General features: G+C 75.4%; 3 protein-coding genes. 2 read left to right on the top strand and 1 reads right to left on the bottom strand.

The window, feature by feature from the left end; all coding sequences use genetic code 11:
• Positions 1–249: squalene/phytoene synthase family protein (locus ABD194_RS21050; RefSeq protein ID WP_343995181.1), on the top strand; the 249-nt coding region annotated here is incomplete at its 5' end.
• The gene (locus ABD194_RS21045; RefSeq protein ID WP_343995179.1) at positions 246–1,295 is read left to right on the top strand and encodes a Rieske (2Fe-2S) protein; all 1,050 of its coding nucleotides are present in this window, start codon (positions 246–248) and stop codon (positions 1,293–1,295) included. The genes ABD194_RS21050 and ABD194_RS21045, both read left to right, overlap by 4 nt.
• Positions 1,296–1,316: 21 nt before the next feature.
• Here the strand turns inward: ABD194_RS21045 and ABD194_RS21040 are convergent.
• Positions 1,317–2,492: FAD-dependent oxidoreductase (locus ABD194_RS21040; RefSeq protein ID WP_343995177.1), on the bottom strand; the 1,176-nt coding region annotated here is incomplete at its 5' end.

Below are 2,492 nucleotides of genomic sequence, written 5' to 3'. Positions count from 1 at the left end.
AACCGCGCGCTCTACCGGGAGGCGGATGCCGGCATACCCCTGCTCCCCGGCACGTCCGCGCGGTGCGTGTCGACGGCGCGCACCCTCTACGCGCGCATCCTCGAGCGCATCGAGGCCCGCGACTACGACGTCTTCACGGGCCGGGCGCGGGTGCCCACCTGGCACAAGGCCGCGCTGTCCGCCCGGGTCCTCGTGCTCGGCCCGGGCCAGCCTGCCCAGTCCGCCCAGCCACGGGAGGTCACCCCATGACCCTGCGCCTGCCCCGCGACCTCGTCGCACGCATCGACCGCCCGGCGGGTCGTCACGCCGCCCCCGAGCGCCGCAGCCCCAACCCGCTGCGGCTCATGCCCGAGGAGCCCCGCGACCGGCTGGCCGGCACCTGGCGGCAGGCACGACCGTCGCGGATCCACCGCTCGTTCCTCGACGCCCAGGGCCGCAACCCCGGCGGCTGGCACGTCGTCGGGGCCTCGACCGACGTCGGTGCGAACCGGTCCGTGACCCGCACCGTCGGCGGCCGGGAGGTCGTGCTCTGGCGTGCCGGCGACGGCAGCCTGCTCGCCGGGCCCGGCACCTGCCCGCACCTCGGCGCGCTGCTCGACGACTGCGAGGTCATGCACGACCAGGTCTACTGCCGCTGGCACGGCCTCGCGCTCGGGCCCGGCGTGCGCCGCGACTGGCTCACCCACCCGGCGCGGGACGACGGCGTGCTGCTGTGGGTGCGCCTGCCCACCGACGGCGAGGAGCCGATCGACGCGCCCGCCCTGCCGGTGCGCCCGCCGGTGGACGCGTCGTTCGCCACGGTCGTGTCGCTCCGGGGGACGTGCGAGCCCTCCGACGTCATCGCCAACCGCCTCGACCCGTGGCACGGCACGTGGTACCACCCGTACGCGTTCAGCCACCTCACCGTCGACGACGCCGCCTCGTCCGACGACCGCCTCGTCGTTGACGTCGCCTTCCGCGTCACCCGCCGGTATGCCGTGCCGGTCCGTGCCGAGTTCACCTGCCCCGACGCGCGCACCATCGTCATGACCATCGTCGACGGGGAGGGCGAGGGCAGCGTCGTCGAGACCCACGCGACGCTCGTCTCGCACGACCGCAACGGCCGCCCGACGACGGTCGTCACCGAGGCGACGATCGCGCACTCGGACCGCAAGGGCTTCGGGGTCGCCCGCTCGCTGGCGCCGCTGCTGCGGCCGGCCGTCGCCTCGACCGCCCGGCGGCTGTGGGTCGACGACCTCGCCTACGCCGAACGCCGGTGGCAGCTGCGCGACCGTGGCGAGACCTACGGCTACTGACGGTCCGTCTGCCGGCCGCGGTCAGCGGGTGGCGCCGAGCAGGCGCCGCGCCGAGTGCGCCACCGCCTGCCCACGCCCGCGCATCGGCACGGTCCACAGCTCGTGCCCCGGCAGGCCGCGGCGGCCCAGGAGGGCGTTGGCGGCGAGCCAGCCCGTGGTGGCGGCGCGCTCCATGAGGGCCACCGGCAGCTCACAGCGGATGCCGTCGCCGGCGAGGACGATGCGCGGGTCGGGCGTGACGACGCCGGGCCGGTCGGCCCACGGGTCGGTCCCGGCGAGCGGGCAGTCGTCCCTGAGCAGCCACTCCTCGTGGAGCACCGTCGCCGTGGCCAGCTCGGGGTGGAGCCGGCGCAGCTCGCGACGCAGCTCCTCGCGGAGGGCGGCCTCCTCGGTGCCGGGCGGGACGGCATACGCGTGCACCTCGACGACGCAGCCGCCGGACTGCCGCGCCCACGCGGCGGCGCCGGCCTCCATCTGTTCGACGAACGTGATGTTGTCGAGCGGGCCGTAGCCGCTCGTGCCGAGGAAGAGCGGGCTGCCCTGCGCGGCAGGGCGATCCAGCCACAGGCGCCACACTGCGAAGGAGGGCGCGATGCGCTGGGTGGCGAGCGCGTTGCGCCAGGCTGGGTCGCCGAGCCACGTGGCATCGGCGACGATCCTCTGCAGCGCCGCGCGGTCGGTGGCGAGCACGACGTCGCCGACCGTGAGGGTGCTGCCGTCGTCGAGCTGGGCGCGTATGCCGTCCGCCGCGTCCTCGAGGCGGGTGACCGACGTGCCGGTGCGGATCTCGACCCCGAGGCCGTTGAGGTGCTCGGCCAGCGGGCGCCACAGCGCGGTGTCGTAGTCGTCGTCGGGCACGTCGAAGAGCAGGCCCTCGGCCGAGCCGGTGAAGTAGGTGTGGAACATCGCGACGAGCTCGCCGCCGGAGAAGTCGCGCGGGTCGGCGAAGAAGCTGCGGGCGAAGACCTCGAGCGCGAGGTGGCGGGCCTGGTCGGGGAAGCGCAGCCGGTCGAGCACCTCTGCGGCGCTGATGCCGTCGAGCTCGGAGTACGTCTCGGGGAAGCGGACGTCGAGCAGGCCGAGGGCGGCGCCGATGTCGACCTTCGCCAGCGCGGAGACCGGGAAGCTCGGGCTGCGCGCGACGAAGGCGGCGATGGACAGCGGCGGCGTGCGCGGGATGCCGGCGAACGAGTCGGT

Origin of the sequence: Terrabacter terrae, from assembly GCF_039529575.1 — a bacterium.
Classification (GTDB): domain Bacteria; phylum Actinomycetota; class Actinomycetes; order Actinomycetales; family Dermatophilaceae; genus Terrabacter; species Terrabacter terrae.
Note: the sequence above shows the minus strand (reverse complement) of the source record. Positions and strands in the feature narration are given on the sequence as shown.